Here is a 22,454-nt window from a genome sequence, read left to right on the forward strand (position 1 = left end):
TCGACGAAGCACAGAGTTAGGTGAATGAGATGACAGCAGAGACTGCAACTCAAACCGGTTCGGAGACCGAGGCGCAGGATGACGCCAAGGTCTCGACCGAAGCCCATGCCGACACCACTGATTCGACCGGTGCGGAGAATGCTGCCGACACCGACGTCACCGAGGAGTCCGCTGAGGACTTCGACGACGACCAGGACGATGACGAGGATGACGAGGATCGACTCGTCGAAGAGGGCGAGATCGCGGGCGACTACCTCGAGCAGCTGCTCGACGTCCTCGACTTCGACGGCGACATCGATCTGGATGTGGACGGCGACCGTGCCGTCGTGAGCATCGACGGCGGGGACGACCTGACCAAGCTCGTCGGACGCAAGGGTGAAGTTCTCGATGCCCTCCAGGAGCTGACCCGTCTCGCGGTCCAGCAGGCGACCGGAGAGCGCAGTCGGCTGATGCTCGACATCGCTCGGTGGCGTGCGGATCGCCGTGACCGCCTGGCACGTCTCGGCCGTGAGGTTGCGGAGCGTGTGCTCAAGTCGGGCGAGCGCGAGGCGCTGGATCCGATGACCCCGTTCGAGCGGAAGATCGTCCACGACGCGGTCGCCGCTGTCGACGGCGTTGTCAGCGAGAGCGAGGGTGCCGAGCCCAAGCGCCGCGTGGTGGTTCTCCCCGAGTAGGACTCCCGGACTACGAGTTGACTCAGGCCCCGACCGTCGGTCGGGGCCTGAGTCGTCTTCGAGGTAGTCCTCTCCCCCGGGACGTCCGCGATCGCAACGGAATTACATCGGTGTTGTTTCACGTGAAACATGCGCCTTGGAATCATTCGAGGTGCACCTTTGAGCACGAGCTTTCGACCGCCTCAGTATGCGGAACATTACGTCACGTGTCGGTTTGTTTCATTGGGCCCGTCGATACGCATCGCCCCTCCGGAATCGGGTCCGGCCGGTGGATCGGTGGTGCACGGAGTGGTGCCCGACTACCGGCGCGGTGTCGCTGAGGTGAAGTCACATATTGTCGTCAGACGCTGGGCACTCACGGTTCTGTCAGCGTCGGCCAGGCGCGTGATCCCAGCGGGGCGCCCTGCCCCTGGTGTGCTGATGCGTCAGGGTCGTCCGGTCGTCGAGGAGGCGAAGCCGGCTGCGGTTTCACGTGAAACTGCGCTCACGCATTCCAGAGTTCGCTCATCGGATGCATCAGCTCTGCTGCCCTGTACTGAGCTGATGTCCTGTATTGAGCTAGAGCGTCGCGTCGTGCCTGGTGTGCATCGGCAAAATCGGTCGAGCTCTTGTGTAGCGTCCCGAGCCAGTCCCGGCCTGGTCGCCGCGAAACGTCCCGACCCACTCCCCTCGCTGGAGGACGATGCGTCTTTGTCGTCGGCCCCAGCGGCGTCGAGCTCCCGCATCGGGAGGAGGAGTACGGACGATCCGGATCAGATCTCGCGGCCATCCCGGCGATGTAACTACCGCCGCGGTTCACTGTCGGGTCCGCTGGTCACTCTCTTCACCGGGTCCCATCCCGGGGCCGCTCCCCCTCCGATGTGTCCTGCCGTGTCACCGACAAGTTGGTCCGGAAGGCCACCCGTTGCCGCGTCCGCCGGGCTTCGCTAGACGGTAGAGCGTTGTCGGGCGTCGTCGGTTGCCGGTGTCCGTTCGGCGACGGGCAACGAGTCAGGTTGCGTGGCTGGTGACTGCAGAACGGTTCCCGACGGTGCTGTCTCCAGCGCCGGGTGCGCGGCGTGCGAGTTCCGCCCGACATGAACTGGCTTGGGCCACTGGTTGTCGTGGGGCCGGAGGCGCGGCAGGTTCGGCACGGCTGTCTGCTGAGAGAGCGCACGCATGAATGACATCGATGTGTTTCACGTGAAACACACGCCGATCGGCGGCATGTGCACCGACCCTCAGTCGCGTCAGGTTCCACGTGAAACACTGTCATAGGACCAACTAGAAACGGAGGCTCAGTGTCGTCAGACGCTCAACCCGATGACCATCCCGACCTTGATGCACTACAGATCCCACCGGACACGGCTGATGTGGTCTTCGGTGAGCGCAAGGAACTGGCGGAAGGTTACTGGCGAATCCTGGCCACCGACGGAATCGATCACGGCCTGATGGGTCCGCGGGAAGTTCCTCGGCTGTGGGATCGGCACATCCTGAATTGTGCGGTCATCGAGGAGCTAATCGACGAGGATGAGAAAGTCTTCGACATCGGAAGCGGTGCGGGTCTCCCCGGTCTGCCGCTCGCCATCGCGCGACCGGACGTGTCGATCACCCTGATCGAACCGTTGCTTCGTCGGAGCACCTTCCTCGAACGAGCCGTTGAGACCCTTGGTCTCGAGAATGTGAGAGTTGTCCGAGGGCGTGCGGAGGAGAGGTCGGTTCGGGCGGAGGTCGGGCTGGCGGATGTCGTGACGTCCCGTGCCGTCGCACCGCTCGAGCGTCTGTCGAAGTGGTCCGCTCCCCTGGTTCGCGCAGGCGGACGAATGATTGCGATCAAGGGCTCCTCGGCGGCCGAAGAGATCGAACGAGATCGTGCTCTCGTCGGCCGTTCGGGAATCAGCGACCTCCGCGTCGTCACGTGCGGCGAGGTCCTGGAGACCCCGACCACCGTCGTCGTGGGAACCAAGACGGAGCGCTCCGGGGTGAAGAAGCCGCGGCGTCGTTGAGTATCGGATTCATCGATCACGCCGGGTCGGCTGATTGTGCCGACGGTGTCACATAGAGGGAGTTCTGAATTGGTATGGAGTCCGCGCAAGGCGCAGAATAGAAAGCGTTCTGGCAGCACGTCTCAGCGTGCTGCCGTTGACGATTCTGCATCTGTCGGAGCCGGGGCCACGTCCGCTGGCGCCGACGACTCGAACGCCTACCAGGTAGGTCAAAGGAGTGCCCGCGTGGTCGAGCAAGACCCGAACGTTTCACGTGAAACGCCACCCGCTGGAGCCCCGCACGTCGCGGGCCAACCATACGCCGACACCCCGATCGCGATGGCTGCTGAGCGCGCGAGTCAGGTCCTGACCCCCGGCGGTGCCGGCCAACTCCCCCGCCCGCAGCACACCCGGATCATGACGGTCGCGAACCAGAAGGGCGGTGTTGGCAAGACCACCACCGCAGTCAACCTCGCCGCCGGTCTGGCGCTGCGCGGGCTCCGTGTCTTGGTGGTCGACCTCGACCCCCAGGGCAACGCGAGCACCGCCCTCGGCATCGATCACCGCGCCCAGGACATCGCTTCCGTCTACGAACTCCTCCTCGGCGAAGTGACGCTCCAAGAAGCGATCCAGGAGTCGCCGAGCCAGCAGGGCCTCTTCTGTGTACCGGCGACACTCGATCTGGCCGGCGCCGAGATCGAACTCGTCTCGCTGGTCGCGCGCGAGAACAGATTGCGCAACGCGCTCAACGATGAGGTGCTGGCCGAGTATCAGATCGACTACGTCTTCATCGATTGCCCGCCGTCGCTCGGCCTTCTGACCGTCAACGCAATGGTTGCTGCGCGAGAGGTGCTCATCCCCATCCAGTGCGAGTACTACGCTCTCGAGGGTGTCGGGCAGCTCCTTCGTAACATCGAGCTGGTTCAGGCGCATCTCAACCGTGCGCTGCACGTGTCGACGATCGTTCTCACGATGTACGACGGACGAACCAAGCTCGCCGATCAGGTTGCAGAGGAGGTCCGACGCCACTTCGGTGACAAGGTGCTGAGCACGATCATCCCCCGCAGCGTCAAGGTGTCCGAGGCACCTGGCTACGGGATGACGATCATCGAGTACGACCCCGGTTCACGTGGCGCGATGAGCTATATGGATGCCGCGCGAGAGCTGGCTCTCCGCGGTGCAGCGGAAAGCGCTCAGGCATGACGACAGCAGGGTTCCAGTTCCGAGTGGAGGTAGAGGCATGAGTCAACGGGACACCGCTCAGCGTCGAGGCGGATTGGGTCGCGGACTGGCTGCGCTCATTCCCACCGGCCCCACCGACGACCAGACAAACACTCCCCGACTGGGAAACGCGGCCGCCGATGTCGTGATCGGTAAGGGTCCGACGCCTGGGGTCGACGGTCAGGCCACCCCGACGAGTGCCCCGACCATCGACGTGCTGAGTCGCGAAGAGGCCGGCGCTGTCTACCGCGAGATCCCGCCCAAGCAGATCCAACCGAACCCGAACCAGCCGCGTACGGTCTTCGACGACGAGCAGATGTCCGAGCTCGTGCACTCGATCCGCGAGTTCGGACTGATGCAGCCCATCGTCGTACGGCGCCTGAAAGAGCCGACCGCTGATGGTGTCGCCTTTCAGATCGTCATGGGTGAGCGTCGGTGGCGGGCCAGCCAGGAAGTCGGCCTCGAGGCCATTCCGGCCATCGTCCGCGAGACGGCAGACGGCGATATGCTGCGCGACGCACTGCTCGAAAACATCCACCGGGCGCAGCTGAACCCGCTGGAAGAGGCGGCCGCCTACCAACAACTCCTCGAAGAATTCGGCGTGACCCACGAGCAGCTGGCGGCCAAACTCGGCCGATCACGTCCGCTCATCAGCAACATGATCCGGCTGCTCAAGCTACCCATTCCCGTCCAGCGTCGTGTAGCGGCAGGCGTCCTGTCAGCCGGGCACGCTCGTGCCCTCCTCTCCCTCGAGACCGGGAGCGACGCTCAGGAGGCGCTGGCCGCGCGCATCGTCGCCGAGGGACTGTCGGTTCGCGCGACGGAGGAAGCCGTCACACTCGCCAATCGTGGGGACGGACCCGATTCGAAGGCTCCGGTCGCGCCGAAGCGTAAACCGATGCAGATGCCAGGACTCCAAGACCTTGCCGAGAGACTGTCCGACAGTCTGGACACCAGGGTTACAGTCAGTCTAGGAAAGCGGAAAGGGAAGATCGTCGTGGAATTCGGATCAGTTGATGACTTGGAACGCATCGTCGAGTTCATTGATCCAAAGAAGTGAATTTCACCGCGAACTTCCCGGTACCAGCGGATGCGGAAGTAATGTCACAGTGACGATTGATCGGTCAGACGACCGCCGGTTTAGTGAGATGGGCTGCAGCTCAATGGTTTTCGTAGATTCATGTCGTCGGACCGGAGCTCGGTGACATGAGCGTGTCGATCGTGCGGCTGGAACTCGGATCCTTCGAGTTGCTGCCCCAGCACACCCGGCGATGTGTCTTCTGGGAAGTCGAGCCGACCGCCCACGGCGAATCGTATGAGAGCGAATTCGACAAGGAGGCCTGGATCTCCGGGCTACTGCTCGAATGGGGCGCGTGCGGACAGGTCGCCATCGAATCGACGACCAACAATGTCATCGGCACGGCCTTTTACGCTCCGCCGAACAGGGTGCCCCGTTCGCAGCACTTCCCCACTTCCCCGGTCAGTCACGACGCGGTCCTGCTCACCAGTATTCGCACGGAGCCGGGACACGACGAGGTCGCCACGATTCTTCTCGACGCGGTTCTCGGCGATCTGATCCGCCGCGGTGTCCGTGCGGTGGAGTCATTCGGGCTCGTGCGTAACGGTGCCGGCGCGGCCGAGTTCGGTTCTCCGACGGGTTCGGCGACGTCCGGATCGACGGAGTCGGGACCGGCCTCCACTGGAGGCGCCCTCCCCGACCTCGACTTCTGGACGGACGAGGCGATCATCGAAGTCGCGCGGGAGATCCTCGAGGATCCGCAGGCCGATCTGTGCACAGCCTGCATGATCGATGCGTCGTTCCTCAAGAACTCCGGATTCGATGTCGTTTCATCCCATCAGCGGTTTCCGCGGTTCCGTCTCGAACTCGATGAAGGACTCGGCTGGAAGTTCGAGGTGGAGAGCGCGCTGGAGAAGCTCGTGGTGATGGCGGAGATCGATCTCGCCGGGCGGCAGCGAACGGCCGTCCCGGTGGGGTCGGGTACGGCGCGGGTCAGCGCGAAGCGTTCTCCGCGGCCAGGAGATCCGCGAAAGTGTAAGTGCCCGTAGGCCGGTCGTCCTGGTCGAGCAGGTACAACCGCTTCACCGCGACCAGGATGGCGTCGGCGATGACATTGCGCCAATCCGAATTGGCAAGCACCGCAGCGTCGTGCGGGTTGGTGATGTATCCGACGTCGATGAGTGCCACCGGCATCCTGGTGAGTCGCAGGACATCCCACGTGCGCTCATGCGTCCGACAATCGGCAAGCGGTGTGCGGGCAGCGATTTCGCGCTGGATGAAGCCTGCGAGATTACGCCCGATCGTCGAGCAGGAGTTCTGGTTGTTGCCGAAGTAGAACGACGCGACACCGTTGGCCTGCACGTTGCGGTAGTGGCCGCAGCGCAGCGAGATCATCAGGTCGGCATCCATCAGGTTGGCTACCCGGGCGCGTTCGTTGTCACCGGGACGGCCACGACCGTCATGAGACAGGAAGGTTTGCATCCCGGCGGCGGCCATCCGCCCCTCGAGACGTGCACCCAGATCCCAGAGGAGATCGGATTCGCGTTCGGCGAGATCGCCGGTCGAGAGGGGATGCAACCCCCCGGAGCCCGGATCGATGAGGATCCGCTTGCCCGACAGCTGTGGACCGGAGCGCCGAACCTGCTCCTCCTGGCGGATCGCGTACGGCGAGCCACCGGTGACGCGCGTGCCGAGTCGCTCGAGGGAGCGCAGCGTCGCCGGACCACAGATTCCGTCCGAGGCCAGTCCGTATTCACTCTGGTACAGACACACTGCGTTGTGGGTGTTGAGCCCGAAGATGCCGTCGACGAGGGAAGTGTAGTAGCCGAGGTTCTGGAGTCGGTGCTGGAGGGTGGCGACGTCGTCGCCGACCATCGGCGCCGAGAGTTGATACGAGAGGACGCGGGCACCGAGACGGTACGAGGCCTCCCGCAGGACGCGGTAGGTCGCGGGACCGACGATGCCGTCGACGATCAGACCTCGTTGCTGCTGAAACGCCCGAATTGCCCGGTCACACGCTTCGTCGAAAACGGCGTCCCCGTCCTCGGGCAACAGACCGAGCCCGACCAGGATGGCGCGGATCTCGGCCACCGCCGAGCCGTGATCCCCAAGTCGGAACAATGGCATGTCGTCACCCCTCGTACGAATCGCGGCAGGGTGACGCCCTGCCGGCGATATCTGGCGGACCGCACTACGGCGGTACCGGTCAGCATCAGCCTGCATTCTCTCAGCTGAAGTTCACTACACCAAACTGGAACAGGTCCAGCCGCGTCGTGGTCGGCTCGTGTCCCGCATGGTCGGGGACCCGGGCCGAGACTACCAACGACGAGAGCCCGCGGGCCGACACCAACGTCGTTCACCCGTCGGACTCTCGCCGCGGATCAGAAGGAACAGCAGGTCAGGCAGACTGGCCGATCACCGAGTCGAGCTCGCGGAGCAGTGCGGCCTTGCCCTTGGCGCCGACGATCGTCTTCACCGGCTGACCTTTGTCGAAGAGGATCATGGTCGGAATCGACATGATCTGGAAGTCACGCGCGGTGGCCGGGCTCTCGTCGACATCCAGCTTGGCGATGGTGAGCTTGTCGCCGTGGTCGCGGGCAATCTCCTCGAGGACCGGGGCAACCATGCGGCACGGGCCGCACCAGGTGGCCCAGAAGTCGACCAGGACCGGCTTGTCGGCGCCGAGAACGGCGTCCTTGAAGGTGGTGTCGTTGACGACGACCGTGTTTGCACCCATGGTGGTGTCCTCCTCAGATGGACTCAAGAATGAAGTTCGGAGTGGAAAGTGCAGGTCAGGCAGGTGCCTGAACAGCCTCGACGTCGGCGACGGACTCGGCGTCGACGGTGTGCTCGGGCGCCTCGCCCTGCTCGGCGAGCCAGCGCTCGGCGTCGATGGCCGCCGAACAACCGCTACCGGCCGCCGTGATGGCCTGACGGTAGGTGTGGTCGACCAGGTCGCCGGCGGCGAAGACACCGGGCAGCGAGGTGTAGGTGGTGCGTCCCTGGACGAGGACATAGCCCTCGTCGTCGAGATCGACCTGTCCGCGGACCAGCTGGCTGCGCGGATCGTGGCCGATCGCGACGAACATGCCCGTCACGTCGAGGGTGCTCACCTCGCCGGTGCGGGTGTCCTCGAGCTCGAGACCGCTGACCGAACCCTCGCCGAGGACCGAACGCACAGCGGCGTTGGTGACGAAGCGGATCTTGTCGTTGTTGCGTGCCCGGTCGAGCATGATCTTCGACGCGCGGAACTCCTCGCGGCGATGGACCAGGGTGACGGTGCGCGCGAACTTGGTGAGGAAGGTGGCCTCCTCCATCGCGGAGTCACCACCGCCGATGACGGCGATGTCCTGGTCCTTGAAAAAGAATCCGTCACAGGTCGCACATGCCGAGACACCGCGGCCGAGGAGCTGCTGCTCACCCTCGACACCCAGGTACCGTGCGGCGGCACCCATCGCGAGGATGACCGCGCGTGCGCGGAACACCTCTCCGCCGACCTCGACCTCCTTGATGTCGCCCTCGAGGCGGACCGTGTCGACGTCTTCCATGCGCAGGTCAGCGCCGAATCGGATCGCCTGCTCGCGCATCTCGTCCATCAGGGCCGGACCCTGGATACCGGTCTGGAAACCGGGGAAGTTCTCGACCTCGGTGGTGGTCATGAGCGCGCCACCGAACTGGGTTCCCTCGAAGACGATCGGTGCTAGCTCGGCGCGCGCGGCGTAGATCGCCGCGGTGTACCCGGCAGGACCAGATCCGATGACGATCACGTCGTGGATCTGCTGGGTCTCTGGCTGGCTCATCCGTCCTCCGTGCTGGTGGGGTATACGAGATCCCGGATGTGTCTCGTCGGGATCACGGCTGCTTCAACACAAGGGTAAGCGCAGATGTTCCCGGTCAAGTCCACGCGCCCGGCGTGGTGACGCAGGTCTCGGCCTACGGATGTCGGGTCAGCCGCCGATCGTCCCCCGGGCCAGGAAAGCGGGACTGCCGGTGTCGCACTCGAGACCGACGATGAGGGCGTCGAAGCGGCCGGCGATTCCGGTGGACAGCAGGATGGCGGCAGCGGGGGCACCGTGGAAGATGATCCGCCCCGAGCCGACGACGACCGCGGTCGCGGGGACGAGGTGGGCCGCGGTGCACCGGCGGAGTGCCGCGACCGACTCGAACGGCGCGCCGTCGGTGCGGCCGAGGACCGAGAGCGCCGACGCGGAACCGGTCGGGTCCAGAGTCCGGGTGGACGCAGGCTGGGCCTGCGTCGGCCGCGGAGTGTCGTCCGAGGACGAGGACATCAGACGCAGCACACCGATCGAGCCGAATGCGACCACCACGACTGCGGCCGCCACCAGCACGAGCGGCACGACCATCCTCGTGCGGCGTGACCGTTCGCGTCGTCCGGCGAGATCCACCGGCGCGTCCGGATCGGCGGGTGCCGAGGCCGTGCCTGCGGATGTGGAGGGTGCAGCGGTGGACGGGACGTCTGTGAACGAGGGGGATGTGGCCGAGGACGATCCGGCGAGGGCGGCGAGCATGGCCTGGACATCGGCGCGAACCCGATCCGGAACCCGATGCTGGGCCGGCGCCGACGCGCGGAGTTGCCTTGCCGTCCGATCCAGAGCAGCCAGGATCTCCTGTGCTGCAGCGTCATCCGCGATCTTCGCACGAATGTGGTCGGTGGCGCGGTCGGACAGCACGCCGGCATGGAACTCGGCCAGCATGTCTGCCGAGTACGGCGGATCGGGCAGATCGCCGGACTCGGTGTCGTCTGGTCCCCGCGGGGTCATGGTGTCAGTCTTCCATTCCGGAGGTCGGGCGTCGGTCTCTCGATGGTGGCATTTCGATGGGCGTCGTCGGTGGTCGTCGAGTACTTGGACGCGCGACGCGCCGTTCCGGTTCCACTCCGACCGGGACAGCCGGGAAGATGTTGGCAGGCATGGGGTTACGCGTCATCGGCAGTCCGGAGATGGCCGAGGACCTGGGCGAGTTTGAGGCGCCCTCGCGCGCACCGGCTCTTGATCGTCCCCTCGGCGACACCGAGCAGTGATGCGGCTTCGGCGATGGAGTACCCCTCGAGGTCGACGGCGACGATGGCCTGTCGTTGGCCTTCGGGCAGTGTGTGCAGCGCCCGGCCGATGGAAACCGACAGGTCCACCGCGGAGATGTCGTCACTCGTGTCCGCGATCGACATCACGTCCCATTCGGGCAACGGGACGGTCTTGCGGGAGTTGTTGCGACGAATCCGATCCAGACATGCGTTGACGACGATCCGGTGCAGCCAACTGGTCACCTTCGCGTCGGAGCGGAAATCCGCCGCGGTTCGATGAGCGGCCAGCAGCGCATCCTGCAATCCGTCGGCGGCGTCCTCGGGGCTCTGGCTGGTTCGTAGGGCGACCGACCACAGATAGTCGAGGTGGCGGTTGACGAGATCGGAGAACGCACCCGGGTCGCCGGCGACGTGAGCCCGCAACAACTGCTCATCGGTACGCAGGTCAACTGCGTCTTTCCCCCCGGCCATGCGCTGAGAGTAATGGAGAAGTCAACACACGACGCAGTGGTGAGGCGGTTGTCTACAAGGATGATCCCATTGTGGACAGCCGGTTTGTCCGCGGCCTCACGCCTCCAGTCGCGCCCGGACCGCGGCCATCCGTTCGGCGAGTTCGCCTTCGTCGATCACCCCGCGGTCGAGCAGCGTGTGGGCCAGGGCGACGAGTTGATTCTCCGGATAGGGAAGGTCGGCATAGGTGGTCGCCGCCAACCGGTCCTCCTCGTCCCGGCGCTCCACGGTCCCGGGTGCCGCGCAGCCGTTGTCGGCGGCGCGGTCGAGCGCATCGCAGAGACCGTCGAGGCTGGTCTTCCACGGCGGAACGAGATTGGCGACCCCGTACCTGGCGGCCATTCGTGGCCACACCTGGTCGCGTTCGACGACCTCGGCGAGGGACGGGTGGACATCTCCGGTTTCGGCCCGCGTCGACATCGTCACTCTCCTGCTGGGTGGACGGCGGGCCGCACCGTGGTGACCGCGTTGGTGGTGACGCCCGGCTTCGGGAGCGCCACCCCTATCAGACAGTCCCGCGTGATGATCTCGGCCAGCTGGTCTCGGGTCCAGTCCTCGGTTCCGGCCGGACGTTGCGGCATCACCATGAACCGGTGCTTCTGGTTGGAGTCCTGGACCCGCACCGACACGTTGTCCGGTAGTTGGAGACCGAACTCCGACAACACCTGTCGCGGCCACCTAACCATCCGACGCCGGTAGTTCGGCGTGCGATACCACTCGGGCGAATTGCCGAGAATCGGTCGCGGATAGCACGAACACAACGCGCACACGATCACGTGATGAAGCGTCGGCGTGTCGGCCAGAATCGAGAACGCGGTGAAATCACTGGGCGTTCCGAAACCGGTGGGTTCCAGCCAGTCGACGCCGACCTCCTTGCTCGCGGTCATGGGTTCGGCGAGGGCCAACTCTCGAAAATCCGGTTCCACCCACGCCCGGGCGACCAGGGTCGCCGCCGGCGTCGGACCTATCTGCTCGGCGAACTCGGTGAACCTTCGGTGTTCCTCCGCGGTGAAAAGTCCCTTCTCGATGCACAATTCACGCAGAGCGATCTCAAGGACCTCGAAATCGGTGACCTCCTCGACCATCGGCGCGACCGTGCGCGCGTGGTCGTGATCATGGTCGTGGACGTGCGCACCGGGGGCGTCGCTCATGGTTCCTGGCCCTCCTCTCGACCGGCCGGCGCCAGCCACCTCTCCGGGATCTCGGTTCGCAGGGTGTCGTCGTCGGGGCCGGTGTATCCGTGCCAGAGCTCACTCATCCGGAACTCCACGACGTAGAACCACTCGGGTTGCGCGTCGGACAGACCCCACGTCTCGTCCTCCGGTGCGGGGCTCTCGTAGGCGACGGCAGCGATCTCGCCGGTGGCACCCCGAACGTATTCCGGTGTGCGCGTGTAGAAGACGACCGGTAGTTCACGCACGAGGACACGATTCCCGACGGTGAACCGTGCCTCGCCGGCCGTTCCGGCGTAGATCTGCGGATCGCCGACGCCGACCGCGTGGCGGTGGTGGGTGTTGCGGGGGACGTCGGAACCGTCGCCGGCACCACGGGGTCGCGCCTCGAGGGTCTTGCCGACCAGTCCCCCGGCATAACGTTCCTGCACCTCGAGCATGCGTTCGGAGAGCTCACCCAGGGCGATGTGATGCTTCTCGACCAGGACCCTCGCCACCGCCAGGAGCCAGCGGCCGTAGTACGGGAGTCCGAGGTATTCCGCACGACCGACGTCGACGTTGCCGATGCGCCGACGCTCCTCGGACAGCCAGATCCCGCGCCACGCCAGCACTTCACACATGACGTAGGTCATGTGCTCCCACAGCTCATATGCCTTTCCCTCATAGAAGATCGGCGCATCGGGCTCTCCGCCGACATCGTGAACCGGCTTCAGGTAGGCGGTGATACGCGCGTGATCGAGGAGATCGGGAGTCGGTGCGTCCGGGAGTTCCGGATAAGAAGATTTAAGGCGCGCAACAAGATCCAGCTGTCTCGCGCGCTCCTCTGCTGTACTCATCCGTCGCCTCCCGGCAGTAGCGGACCCGCGGCTTGAAGCAGAATGGTCCGAAATCTACTCCCCGAGCACGTCTTATGGAGCCGTTTTGGCGGAGTACGAGAATCGTGACGTCAGTTCAGCAGACGATCGTGCGCGGCGACGAAGAGTTCGACGCACACGTCGAGGACGTCTTCGAGGGGTTCGCGGGGAATGTCGGAATCCGATTGTCCCGCAACGTACCAGTCGACCATCAACTGGGTGACCGCGCCGACGAGTCCGACCGAGGCCAGCCGCTGGCGGGCGGTGGGCGGACGACTCCCCCTCGCCAGCATCAGGATCAGCTCTGCCCAGCCGTGGATCGCACTCATCCGCACGCGCTCGATCTCCGGCGAGACGCCGACGACCTCGACCAGCATGACGCGCGCCCGCCGCTCGTCGTCGGTCAGTGCCGACATGAAGGCCCGGAGTGTGGCACGCGCGGCGTCGGAGATGAGTTCACCGGCAATCCCTGATCCGGAAATCCTCGCTGGAGCAACCTCTTTCGGTTCTCGCCGGTCCTCGGTGTCGTCGGCTTCGGTGTCGTCGGCTTCGGTGTCGTCGGCTTCGGCGTCCAGGAACGGGCTCGCGGCGGCGAGAGTCGCGGTACGCGCGAAGTCGACACAGTCGTCGTAGACGGCGACAAGCAGATCGGCACGGTCGGTGAACGACTCGTAGAAGTAGCGCTGGGTCAGGCCGGCCTGGTCGCAGACACTCTTGACCGAGGCCTTGGCGTAGCCCTCGCTGCCGAAGACGTCGAGTCCGGCGCTGATCAACGCGCGGCGGCGGCGCGACTGACGTTCGATCGGATCCGCTCCCCCGTAGCGTCGGCCCCCGATGGGTGCGGCGGAGGGCCCCGCGGTGGCGGACGTGGACACGATCCGTCGTTCCTCTCGTCGTGACCCGCGAATGGCGGATCGGCTCTTTACAGCGCAGCTTCTGACACGATACCTTGTCAGAATCAAACTGACATGCTGACGTGTCAGATGGTGTTCTAGGGAGTACACGGTGTTGGAGTTCTTGCCGGAACCGATGCGCGAGCCGACTGTCCTCGCGATCCCGTTCTTCGTGACGATGCTCGCGATCGAGTGGTTCGCCGCGGCCAAGCTCGAGCACGATGACGGCCACGATGATGACGGGGGCGGTCCTCGGCCGGGCGCATACGAGACACGCGATGCGCGCGCGAGCGTCCTCATGGGCCTCGTCTCCATCGGTACCAGCGCCTTCTGGAAACTCCTCGGGCTGATCGCCTACACCGCCCTGTTCACCTATGTCGCACCCTGGCACCTACCGATGAACCAGTGGTACTCATGGGTCATCGCCTTCGTGGGTGTGGACTTCATCTACTACTGGGTGCATCGCGTGTCGCACCGTGTGCGCATCGTCTGGGCCACCCATCAGGCCCATCACTCCAGCGAGTACTTCAACTTCGCGACGGCGCTTCGTCAGAAGTGGAACATCAGCGCGGCGATCGTGATGTGGCTGCCGCTCCCACTGCTCGGCGTGCCACCGGCCCTGGTGTTCTTCGCGTACTCGCTGAACCTGATCTACCAGTTCTGGATCCACACCGAGCACATCGACAGGATGTGGGCGCCGTTCGAGTACGTGTTCAACACCCCGTCGCATCACCGGGTGCATCACGGACGGGATCCCGAGTACCTCGACCGCAACTACGGCGGCGTCTTCATCATCTGGGACCGGATGTTCGGGTCCTTCACGCCGGAGGTGCGCCGCCCGCGCTACGGACTCACCAAACCGGTGGACACCTACAACATCTGGAAGCTCGAGACGCACGAGTATGCCTCGATCGCCCGCGATGTGAAGTCGACGACGAGCTGGCGTGCCCGCCTCGGCTACATCTTCGGACCGCCCGGGTGGGCGCCGAAGACGGATGGACCGGCCGCCGAGGCCGCGGCGCCGAGCGTCGCGAACGAGTCGGTCAGCCCGCCATCGTGACGCGGCTGATCTCGGCCTGATAGCCGCCGGCCGCACTGGGAAGGGTGGTGATCCATACCATCACGTAGCGGCTGGCCTGCGGAGACGCGATCTCGATCGTCGTCGGGTTCTGGTCGACGCGCCCCGCGGCGACCGGCGTTGTCCGGGCGAATGCGGGCTTCGCGTTCGGCGAGGTGCGGACCTCCACGTCGAAACCCGGGGTCGGGGACTCGATGGTCACCGACTTCACGGCCCGGTCACTGCCGAGGTCGAACATCAGGCCCAGGCCCTGCTTCAGACCGCCGAAGTCGGGTCGCCCCCGATAGTTGTCGGTCTCCCATGGCGGCGCGGCGCCGGTGATGACGTTGCCGACGTTGGCCGAGTTGTCCGGCGGCTGTGACGAGAAGTCGGTCACAGACACCGACTGCAACGGGATGTCCTGGGCCGGCGGGGCCTCGGTGGGCGCCTTTGCGCCCGGCGCCTGTTCACCCGGCGTCGCCGGCTCCGTCGTGGTCAGGATCGAATCGATGTCGCTCGAGCCGTCACCACTTCCGAAGACGTTGGTGGCCCCCACGATCAGCGCGATGACCACGAAGATCGCGAGGAGTCCCGCACCGACGAGCAGCGCGATGTTCTTTCTCCCCGGCTTGTGCTCGGTGCCGCCGACACGTGAGGCGACCGTGACCGGCGGCGGGGCGTCGGCATCGGTGATCGCGGGGAGCATGTCGGTGTTGAGGTCTACGACGGTGGCCTGGTCGAGGACGTGCTGGACCGTCGCAGCCGTCCGGATCCCGCGGGTTCCGTCGAGCGCGCGCGCCGCGACCGCCGAGATCTCGAACGGGATGTCGGGCTTGCCCGCCCGCGGTTCCAGCGGCTGACCGTTCTCGCCCGGCGCGGCCACCGGGATACCGCCGATCGGTTCGGTGACGTCGTCGGTGGTGACCAGACGTGACCCGTTGTCGGGATCGAGTGTCCACCGGTTCAGCAGCAGTGCGTAGAGCACCGCACCGAGGCCGCGGACGTCGGAGGCCTTGTCGTCCCCGGCGAGCGTGCCCGGGAAAGCGAGAACCGCGTTGCCGTCGTGGCTGATACGGATGCGATCGGGGTGGTCGATCGACAGCGCACCCCCGGAACGATGCGCGATTTCGGCGGCGGCCGCCAGCGAACGCACGGCTCGCGCCGCGCCGATCGGCGACGGTTGGGTCCGGGCGACGTCGGCCAGCGACGATCCGGGCACCCACTCGGCGACGACGATCCCGCCGGAGGATCCACGCACCACGTCGAGGACTCGCGCCACCCCGTCGGAGGTGATCTGTCCGAGCCGGAGGGTGCGTGAGAGGACGGCCTGGGGTCCCTGGTCGGTCGTCTTGACCGCCTGGCCGCGCTCGAGCGGCGGTGCGAGTTGGTCGGCGTCGACGAAGGTCAACGCGACCTCTCGGTCGAGGTTGATGTCCTGGGCGCGCCAGAACTGCAGGCCGCGGGTGCCGCCGTGCTGTTCGAGCAGGCGGTAGCGTCCACCGGCGACCGCGGCGCCCGGGATCAGTCGTGGACCGCGGGGACGGGTGGAACCGCCCGGTGCGGCGGCACCGGCCGCCTCGGGAGTCTGGGCGTCGGGAGACTTGGCGTGAGTGGGTACGTGCGGAGCCTGCGGTTCGCCGGGGCCGGATTCGACGGGCGACCCGGTGGGCACACTCGTGTCGATCTCGCTGTCACTCACGCGACGGACTCCTTTCCTCCGGTATCTGATGTCGCGCGGAACCGGTGCACGCTCTGGGATGGGACGCACACCCCGGCCCGCGCCGATCGCGCCACCGGAATGTACGGAGTACGACTGCCACGTCGCGGTACCCCTGTCGAAGCGGCGTAGCACCTGTACCTGACCAGAGTACGGGAGCGATTCGTCTCCGGAGACGCGCGGAAACTGAACTGTGATCGCCGGGGACTGTTCACGTTCGGGCTCCGCCGGCGGTGCGAGCGCCGGAATGAACCGACCGAGGACACGGCGTACCGCGTTGCTGATCGCGACCACGTCGGGCACCCGCGCGGCGGCGAGGCCGGCGTAGGTGACCGTCAGCACCACACCGGCGGTCAGGATGAGATACAGGACCGAGCCGACCTTGCCGAACCAGCCGATCATATGGTCGAGGCCGGAGATCTTCGCGATCGCCCAGACCGCCGCCGAGACGCTCAGTGAGACCGCGATGGTGACCAGCGTGGTGCGGGCGACGTTCGACAGCCGGGCGCCGTGCAGACGGCTGCGCAGCAGGAAATGTCCGACGACGGCGCCGACGAGGTAGCCGAGACCGTTGGACAGGGCCAGCCACCGCACGACGTTCGACGGGTCGTCGAACAGGACGGGACCCAGGTACGACGACGTGACCTTGACGACCGTGATGCCCAGGGCGATGAACGTCGGGGTCCAGGCGTCCTCGCGGGCATAGAACACGCGCAGCTGGACGAGCGTCATCGAGTACGGGATCAGCGTGAACGCGCCCCAGGCGAGCACCGAACCCAGCTGGGCGGCGTCGGAGGCGTCGAACCGGCCGAAGTTGAACACGGCGATCGCGATCGCCGGCCCGAAGAAGGTCATGAACGACACGACGGGGACCAGCGCGACCATCGTCAGCCTGGTGGCCAGCGACAGGTCGTCGACCACGGCCTTCGTGTCGTCGGCGGCCGCGTTGCGCGACAGTCGCGGCATGATCGCGGTCAGGATGGTGACGCCGAGAACGCCGTAGGGCAGCTGCAGCAACTGCCAGTGGGTGAAGTAGATGCTGACGCCCGACGCCTGCGCGGAGGCGGCGATCCGGTAGGTCGCGATCAAACCGACCTGCAGCAGCGCGACGTAGGCGACGATCGCCACGGCCATGTTGCCGAACTGGCGCAGACGCGCGTCGATGCCCCACTCCAGTCGCAGGTGCACGCCCGCCTTGCGCAGGAACGGCACCAGGATCATCGCCTGGAGTACGACGCCGAGGGTGCAGCCGATGCCGAGGACGAGCAGCTGCGGATCGCTCATCCGGACCGGGTTGAGCGTGATCTCCCCCGGTACGAGGGCGTACAGGACGAGCGTCGTGATCTGGACGACGTTGTTCAGCACCGGCGCCCACGCACCGGGTTTGAACAGGCCGCGCAGGTTGAGGATCGCGATGAACAGAGCCGAGAGACCGTAGAACAGGATCTCCGGTAACAGCAGGTAGGCGAGATGTGTCGACAGATCCCGGTTGACCTGTCCGTCACCGAGGTTGAGGTAGGTCAGCAGCGGCGCGGCGATGACCGCGAGCACGGTCGCGGTTCCGAGGACGACGACCGTGATCGTGAAGATCCGGTTGATGAACCCCTGGCCCCCGTCGGGATCCTCGGCCTCCGCGCGGGCGAGCAGCGGGATGACGATGGCCGTCAGCACCGCGCCCAGCACGACCTCGGCGATCATGTTCGGCAGCACGTCGGCGGCCTGGAACGCCGAGGCGATGCCCGATCCCAGCATCGCCAGGATCAGCACGGTCCGCAAGAAGCCGGTGATGCGACTGAAGAGGGTGGCGATCGCGATCGAGCCGCTAGTCCGCAGGATGCTCGAGTCGGAGTCACGTGCCAGACCGGTCGACGACGTCCCGTCGTCGCCGGCGGTCACCTTCTTCGACGAGCCGGTGTGGACAGCGTCCGTCTCGCCACTGTGTCGTTCGCGGTATCCGGCGGCATCGAGCCGACCGGGACGAGCCGCCGGCGGGGCGTCGACACGGACACCACCGGGTACGGGGCCAGGGGTGTGCCGGGCACCGGGGTTGTGCGGTGGCGGCGCCGGGGGGCCGGGACGGGGCGGTGGCGGTACGGGCCCGGAGCCGGGCGGAATCCGGCGGGGAGCGGCGCGTTCCGGACGCTGGGGAGGCACCGCACCGGGTGTCCCCGGCCGCGGTTCGCGCGGCACATCGTTCCAGTTCACGTACTGTTTCGCCGTCCTCGGGTAGTGCTCGATCAGGGGTCGTGCGGGTGGTCTGCCGGCTCCTCGCCGGGCGGCCGACCCTCGCCTTGCAGGGTACGGCGTCGCTCCTGATACCCGCTTCCCGCCAGCATTCGCTCGAGTTCGTCGGGTTCGGGACGGTCGGCGTCGGCGGGGTCGGGCTGACCGCGGAATCGATGCCACAACCTGCGGGCGGTCAGCAGCACGAGCGCCACGCCCGCGACGATCGTGATGTAGAACAACGGTTTGCCGTAGGCGTTTGTGTGCACCCGAAGGGTGATCGGCTGGCCGAGGGACACCCCGGTCACCGTGGCCAGCCGGATGTCGATGGTGATCGCCTCGGACGTCTCCCCACGTGTGGGGAGCTGGATCTGGCGTGTTCCGCGGGCCGGGATCTCGATCACCCCGAGATCGCCGATCTCCACCCCCTCGGGTGCCGACGTGGTCAGGCGGGCACGGACCGGCAGGGCGAGGTCGTTGCGGACGGCCAGCAGGACGGGGCTGCGTTCGGACGCCAGCGTGTAGCGGCCGCCGGGGTCGAGGATCGTCACCGACTGACCGAGCCGGTGCAGGGTCGACGCGACGGCGTCGACGCGCTCCTCCTGGAGCCGGCGCAGATGCGTGTAGACGGCGGATCCGTCGCCGTCGGGGGACCTGATGGCGCGCAACTGGTCCTCACGCAGCGGCGACATGTACCGCTCCGGGGTCGCCGCGACATCGGCCGACCGGACCAGCGCGCCCTCGAACTGCCAGCTGTCCTCGACATTGCGCCGGATGGCGGCGGTGGCCTGCGTCGTGAGCACGGATCCGAGGCGGCCCACCGGTCCCACACCCGGCGGGTTCGTCAGGCGGCCGGTGGCGGTCGTGGCGCCGAGTTCCTGGACGAGGGTCGGCAACGGTGTCGGGGTCGCGGCACCCGACTCGAGCAGCAGGCGGGCGGTCGCGAACAACGCATCCGAATCGGCGACCGTCGGGGACCAGTAGGTCGGCGGGACGAGGAACGCTGATCGGCCCACCACCGGATTGCGGGGCGCGGAACCGTCCTCTCCCGAATCCGGTTGCGGCGCCGCGATCGCCGGATAGGCCAGTGCGGCGAGAGCGCTCTGGCGCCGGCTACCGGCCGATTCGTCGGTGAGATCCACCTGCTGTGAATCGGGTGTGAGGGCGGGCGTGCGCGGCGCGGTGCCGATCGCGGCGAGCGAGGCCGTGATCGGTGCGTCGAAGGTCTGAGCGGTGAGGCGTCCGACGCGGTACCGACCGGTGTCGTCGCGGCGGCCGGTCGGGACGACGGAGTTCGACGCCAAGGCGGTCGACGTCATCTCGGCCTGCGCGAGGGCGTCGGCACCGGCGTCGTCGATCGCGCCGAGAGCGGGCACCGACAGTCCCCGCACGCTCCGGACGTCCAGGATCACGTCGATGATGTCGGCGGGACCACGCAGTGCGGCCTCGGTGAGTCCCGGGATTCCGATCCGGCTGAGCGAGGTGAGGTCGGCCTGGGCGAACGGCAGGGCCACCACGCACATCCGGCTCGCGGTCCAGCGCAACGCGTCGAGCCAGCGTTGCGCGACGTCGGAACCGTTGCCCGGGCGGGTGGCCGAGGTCGGGTCGGCGGGGTTGGTCGACACCTCGTAGCCCAGGGACATGGCGCGGACGGTCACCAGGAGGTCGGGGTCGATGGCCAGGCACATGCTGTCGGCGAGCTTCTCCGAACCGGGCATCGCGGCGGGCGCCGGTTCCGACGAATCCGCGGCGGCCGGCTCGGACGAGGGCGGGCCGGACTCCTCCCGCGGTGGTTCCCCGACCACCTTCTGGAGTGCCGTGAGCAGTTCGTTCAGTCGGCCACCGGTGTCGAGGGAGCGGGCCATGTCCTCGCTGATGAGACGGACGGGTTCGGTGTTGCCGCCGAGGACTCCGGGGGCGAGCTGTGGCGGTGCGGCCAACGGCCAGAGCAGGGTCATCCGGGCCGGTCTGGCGAGGTCGGCGGAGATGGAACCGTCGGGTCCCAGGCCGGGGACGGCCGGCGATCCCGTGTCGTCGGTAGTCGGGTCGACGTAGTCGCGGGCGCGGATCTCGTCGGGCGGCAACGAGAGGACCGGCAGCAGCATTCGCGATCCCGCGACCTGCGCCGCGTTGCCGTAGTCGGGGGTGCCGTTCACGTTGACCTGCATCGGATAGACGCCGGTCTCGGAGATCCCGAGTCCCTGGCCGTCCGGCCCGGAGCCGGCGGACAGCGCCATGGACATCCGGAAGCCGACGCTCTCCCCCGGTGCGAGGGACTCGCTGAGCGCCTCGAACGGGCCCGCGACGGCGACCGCGGGGTCGTCATCGGCGAGCTCGGTGCGCAGTCCCGACGCAGTGGCGACCGCATCACCGCGCTCGAGTCGGATGGACAGGTTGCTGATCGAGCGGTCGCCGATGTTGTCGACGCGACCACTCACCGTCACCACCGGACGGCTGGTGGTGGTGATGATCGACGGGGTCATCGAGTCGATGACGATGTGCGCGAACCGCGGCGACGACTGCTGTGCGGCGGCCGACCCGGTGGCATTCGTCTCGGGCACGGCGGAAGCCGGTGCTGCGACGCCCGGCAGGGACAGCAGTGCGACGATCCCCAGCACCGCTGCCAACGCGGTCACGATCTGCACCCGCCGGGGTAGGAGGATCCCGCCGCGACCATCGTGACGTCGCTCGGGTCCGCGGCGAGAGAGTCGGGGGAACGGACCGGACCGGGCAGGCAACTGACGCGGGTCAGCCATCGCCGGCCGCGGGCCGTCGGGGACGGCGCCGGCGCCGGCGGGGACGAGCCGCGGGCGGGGGCTCGTTGCGGCGCTGATTGCGCGCTGCGGCGGCTTTCTCATAGGCGTTGGGTTCGGTGCGAATGCTGTCGGCCTCGGACTGGGCGAGCCGGGTCGGGTCGGCGGCGAGATCGGCGATCACACCGCGGGCCATCCGGGCGAGTCGTCGCTCGTCAGAGTACGTGAGGCGACGCGGCAACTCGTGCAACGGCACCCACGCCACCTCGCTGACTTCGTAGTCGGCGTCGGACAATTCACCACCGACACAACGCAGCAGGTAGTGGTGCACGGTCTTGTGGATGCGACGACCCTCGCTCACGAACCAGTAGTCGATCTTGCCGAGCGGTGCGACGACCGTGCCCTGGATCCCGGTCTCCTCCTCGACCTCCCGGATGGCGGTCTGCTCGGCGGTCTCGCCCGTCTCGATGTGCCCCTTGGGCAGTGACCACATCATCCGGCCGCGACGATCCACCCGCCCGATCAGTGCGGCGGACAACTCGTCGATGGGCAGCCCGAGATCGGAGATGACGAGTCCGCCGGCCGAGGTCTCCCGGACGGTCCGTAGCTTGTCGGTGTTCGTGCGATCGGCGGTCCGGTCGGCGGTGCGATCGGCCCGCGCGGAGCGGCGTCGACCCTTGCCGGTCTTTCCGGTCGCCTGCGTCAGGCCCTTGGTGGTGATGGTCGCCGTGACCGTGGCCATGTCCGAGGGCTTGGGTGGGGTCACCCGGGGACGTGCGCGGTCGGGGTCGACGGGCAGCTTCTCCACCGACTCGGCCTCGACGGGGTCGGGGCATGCGGGATCGGCGGTCCGGGCGCGCACGAGATCGTTCGGCGTGGGCCGGCCGGTCGTCGGCGCCGGTGGTGTGGCCGGATTGTGCTGTTTGTGGGTGCCGGGTTTGTGGCCGTTCGAAGTCGGCCCGCTCTGCTTGGAACCGGACTGCTTGTGTCCGGCGGCGGCGTGACCACCGCTGTTGTGCGCAGTCGCGGTTCCGCGACCCTCGCCCTTGCGCCGTCCTCGACGGCGCCGGCCACGGCGGGTACGACGTCCCTGGCCGGATTGGTTCTGACCTGCCTGTCCGGCGCCGTCCCCACGCGAACCCGACGAGACGTCGCTGACGTCTGAAGGGTTGGTCGAGGAATCGGTGGACACTCCACGATGCTAGCGGCATGTCACCTGCAGTTTGCCCGGACGCCTCGTAGTGCGAGAAGGATGTGGACGCCCGGCCACGGAAGCCACGGACACGGTGTACGACGGATACCGACAGGTGACCACGACCCGGCCGTGGGCCGGCCTCCTCCACGGCGTCGATGCCGC

General features: G+C 67.0%; 18 protein-coding genes. 6 read left to right on the forward strand and 12 right to left on the reverse strand.

Translation table 11 applies throughout. The features are described from left to right. Positions 1 to 29 precede the first annotated feature (29 nt). The 5 genes from BPODLACK_RS02200 (at position 30) to BPODLACK_RS02220 (ending at position 5,926) form a co-directional block, all read left to right on the forward strand. Positions 30 to 674, forward strand: a complete 645-nt coding sequence (locus tag BPODLACK_RS02200; RefSeq protein ID WP_159404617.1) for a Jag family protein — start codon at positions 30 to 32, stop codon at positions 672 to 674. A gap of 1,280 nt (positions 675 to 1,954) precedes the next feature. Beyond that, complete coding sequence (gene rsmG / locus BPODLACK_RS02205) at positions 1,955 to 2,659, forward strand: 16S rRNA (guanine(527)-N(7))-methyltransferase RsmG (RefSeq protein ID WP_024497935.1); 705 nt, start codon at positions 1,955 to 1,957, stop codon at positions 2,657 to 2,659. Between the two features lie 225 nt (positions 2,660 to 2,884). Next, positions 2,885 to 3,841 carry a ParA family protein gene (locus BPODLACK_RS02210; RefSeq protein WP_024497936.1) on the forward strand — a complete coding sequence of 319 codons (957 nt, stop codon included), beginning with the start codon at positions 2,885 to 2,887 and terminating at the stop codon, positions 3,839 to 3,841. A 37-nt stretch (positions 3,842 to 3,878) separates the two neighbouring features. Then, on the forward strand, positions 3,879 to 4,919 hold the full coding sequence (locus tag BPODLACK_RS02215; protein WP_024497937.1) for a ParB/RepB/Spo0J family partition protein: 1,041 nt from the start codon (positions 3,879 to 3,881) through the stop codon (positions 4,917 to 4,919). 146 nt (positions 4,920 to 5,065) lie between these two features. Beyond that, positions 5,066 to 5,926, forward strand: coding sequence for a hypothetical protein (locus tag BPODLACK_RS02220; protein WP_024497938.1), 861 nt, complete (start codon positions 5,066 to 5,068; stop codon positions 5,924 to 5,926). Here the strand turns inward: BPODLACK_RS02220 and BPODLACK_RS02225 are convergent. From BPODLACK_RS02225 to BPODLACK_RS02265, 9 genes are all read right to left on the reverse strand, one after another. Next, positions 5,871 to 7,004 (reverse strand): N-acetylmuramoyl-L-alanine amidase, encoded by a 1,134-nt coding sequence (locus BPODLACK_RS02225; RefSeq protein ID WP_024497939.1) that lies wholly within the window; start codon positions 7,002 to 7,004, stop codon positions 5,871 to 5,873. The genes BPODLACK_RS02220 and BPODLACK_RS02225 overlap by 56 nt on opposite strands. Before the next feature lie 271 nt (positions 7,005 to 7,275). Next, positions 7,276 to 7,614 carry a thioredoxin gene (gene trxA, locus BPODLACK_RS02230; RefSeq protein ID WP_006437518.1) on the reverse strand — a complete coding sequence of 113 codons (339 nt, stop codon included), beginning with the start codon at positions 7,612 to 7,614 and terminating at the stop codon, positions 7,276 to 7,278. A 55-nt stretch (positions 7,615 to 7,669) separates the two neighbouring features. Beyond that, on the reverse strand, positions 7,670 to 8,677 hold the full coding sequence (trxB, locus tag BPODLACK_RS02235; protein ID WP_159404618.1) for a thioredoxin-disulfide reductase: 1,008 nt from the start codon (positions 8,675 to 8,677) through the stop codon (positions 7,670 to 7,672). A gap of 147 nt (positions 8,678 to 8,824) precedes the next feature. Beyond that, positions 8,825 to 9,658, reverse strand: a complete 834-nt coding sequence (locus tag BPODLACK_RS02240; RefSeq protein WP_159404619.1) for a hypothetical protein — start codon at positions 9,656 to 9,658, stop codon at positions 8,825 to 8,827. 155 nt (positions 9,659 to 9,813) lie between these two features. Further along, positions 9,814 to 10,389 carry an RNA polymerase sigma factor SigM gene (gene sigM / locus BPODLACK_RS02245; protein WP_006437521.1) on the reverse strand — a complete coding sequence of 192 codons (576 nt, stop codon included), beginning with the start codon at positions 10,387 to 10,389 and terminating at the stop codon, positions 9,814 to 9,816. Positions 10,390 to 10,485: 96 nt separating this feature from the next. After that, a complete protein-coding gene (locus BPODLACK_RS02250; protein ID WP_024497942.1) occupies positions 10,486 to 10,848 on the reverse strand; it encodes an SH3-like domain-containing protein in 363 nt (120 codons plus the stop codon). Positions 10,849 to 10,850: 2 nt separating this feature from the next. Next, positions 10,851 to 11,579, reverse strand: a complete 729-nt coding sequence (gene scnC, locus BPODLACK_RS02255; RefSeq protein ID WP_024497943.1) for a thiocyanate hydrolase subunit gamma — start codon at positions 11,577 to 11,579, stop codon at positions 10,851 to 10,853. After that, positions 11,576 to 12,436 (reverse strand): SH3-like domain-containing protein, encoded by an 861-nt coding sequence (locus BPODLACK_RS02260; protein ID WP_035760296.1) that lies wholly within the window; start codon positions 12,434 to 12,436, stop codon positions 11,576 to 11,578. The genes scnC and BPODLACK_RS02260 overlap by 4 nt, the downstream gene beginning before the upstream one ends. 110 nt (positions 12,437 to 12,546) lie before the next feature. Then, positions 12,547 to 13,329 (reverse strand): TetR/AcrR family transcriptional regulator, encoded by a 783-nt coding sequence (locus BPODLACK_RS02265; RefSeq protein WP_159404620.1) that lies wholly within the window; start codon positions 13,327 to 13,329, stop codon positions 12,547 to 12,549. A gap of 130 nt (positions 13,330 to 13,459) precedes the next feature. Between BPODLACK_RS02265 and BPODLACK_RS02270 the strand changes: the two genes are divergently transcribed. Then, a complete protein-coding gene (locus tag BPODLACK_RS02270) occupies positions 13,460 to 14,407 on the forward strand; it encodes a sterol desaturase family protein (RefSeq protein WP_096274866.1) in 948 nt (315 codons plus the stop codon). Here BPODLACK_RS02270 and BPODLACK_RS02275 read toward each other — a convergent pair. From BPODLACK_RS02275 to BPODLACK_RS02285, 3 genes are all read right to left on the reverse strand, one after another. Continuing rightward, positions 14,391 to 18,017: a murein biosynthesis integral membrane protein MurJ gene (locus BPODLACK_RS02275; RefSeq protein WP_024497947.1), complete on the reverse strand. Its 3,627-nt coding sequence runs from the start codon at positions 18,015 to 18,017 to the stop codon at positions 14,391 to 14,393. The two genes, BPODLACK_RS02270 and BPODLACK_RS02275, sit on opposite strands and share 17 nt — an antisense overlap. A 341-nt stretch (positions 18,018 to 18,358) precedes the next feature. Then, positions 18,359 to 21,100, reverse strand: a complete 2,742-nt coding sequence (locus BPODLACK_RS02280; protein WP_415270935.1) for a DUF6049 family protein — start codon at positions 21,098 to 21,100, stop codon at positions 18,359 to 18,361. After that, complete coding sequence (locus BPODLACK_RS02285) at positions 21,093 to 22,289, reverse strand: NUDIX hydrolase (protein ID WP_159404622.1); 1,197 nt, start codon at positions 22,287 to 22,289, stop codon at positions 21,093 to 21,095. Before BPODLACK_RS02285 ends, BPODLACK_RS02280 begins: the two co-directional genes overlap by 8 nt. Between the last annotated feature and the right edge of the window lie 165 nt (positions 22,290 to 22,454).

This window comes from Gordonia sp. YY1, from assembly GCF_009872315.1.
In the GTDB taxonomy this organism is placed as follows: domain Bacteria; phylum Actinomycetota; class Actinomycetes; order Mycobacteriales; family Mycobacteriaceae; genus Gordonia; species Gordonia amicalis.